Here is a 1324-nt window from a genome sequence, read left to right as displayed (position 1 = left end):
GGGGATTGGGAATAAAACTGATGCTTATTACGGTATCACTTCAACTGGCGCTCAATTTTGGAACTCTTTTCCTGAAGGGGTTAAAAATGATGTTCTTCCACTGTTAGAAAGACGTTTAGAAGAACTTAAAGATATTGCTAATGACCCTCGAAAAGTTGCTCAAGATTATGTTAACTCGATGGATGCTCGATATAAGAATCAAATGCAATATTTAATAGGAAATGAGGATGCGATCGATTTTGATAGCTTGGGTTTGGGAGATATTGAAAATCAAATTAATGAGATGTTTTCATCAAGTAATAGTGAGCATAATTTAGTTTATCGCATTCTCAGAGCAGACTTAGAAGGGCATTATCAATTATTAGAACATCCGAAAATTATAGATAAACTTCAGGAATATTTACGCGAACAATATATGGATTGTGCGACAGGGAGGTTTATTAAATTTGATTCAGCAATGGCACAAACTTGTCATGATTTAGCTGCGAATGAGGTTTGTTACCCAAAATTTCCCGATGGTGCAGAACTAATTGTTTATCGTGGTCCCACTGCTAATTCCAACACAGTAGATGTTTATACCAATCGTCATTTACCCAACGAACCACACGATATTGGGACAATAAAAATGTCACCCCAGGGATTAAAGCATTCGCTATCTGATTGCGATGGAGATAGGATGGCTCTAGCACAAGCTTCAGAATTCCCCCACACAGCAGCAGAGATTAAGCAAAAGCAACTCCAAAAAAATCGCTACTCGGAGATTATCAAGCCAGAGAAGCAAGCATATACAGGTTCTTTTGAACAAATTGCGTTAGATGCGATGGAAAATAAAATTGGTTTGGTTGCCAATTTATGTATGAAGGGAATTACGCTGCAAAATGAGTGTATCTCGATTCCACATGAGGAAGCAGGGAAATTTATTCGGGATATTTCCTGTGCTGCGGTAGAAATGCTAAAAGCCGAAAATCAGGGTTTTGGTCAAATTAGGTATCCCGAAAATCTGCGATCGCAAATTATCGAAATATCAGAATTATGCCCTAGCAAGAATAATAATTTATCTTTGACACCAGCATCAAATATCAAAAAACTTTTAGGAAAAATCTGCAAATTCTACCACGATGTTGTGGTAACTTTGGGAGGACAGTTACAAATCGAAGTTGACCGAGGAAAAAGTGCTAATCGTTCCGAACCAAATCTTATAAATGCTTATAATACTATTATTAAAAGTTTTGATGTTGCACCTTGGGTGGGAGCATCCCACTTTTTATTTAGCGAGCAAAGATTAATCCATTAAGGTAAGCACAACGGTGAGCAATGACTTGAG

Annotated in this window: 1 pseudogene; it reads left to right on the top strand. The window is 37.4% G+C overall.

Annotated elements, in window-relative coordinates:
* A pseudogene (locus tag CK510_RS30480) lies at window positions 1–1294 on the top strand (hypothetical protein); the annotation flags it as partial.
* Between the last annotated feature and the right edge of the window lie 30 nt (window positions 1295–1324).

It is taken from the genome of Brunnivagina elsteri CCALA 953 (genome assembly GCF_002289455.1).
GTDB classification, from domain to species: domain Bacteria; phylum Cyanobacteriota; class Cyanobacteriia; order Cyanobacteriales; family Nostocaceae; genus Brunnivagina; species Brunnivagina elsteri.
This window is presented reverse-complemented; position numbering and strand designations above follow the sequence as displayed.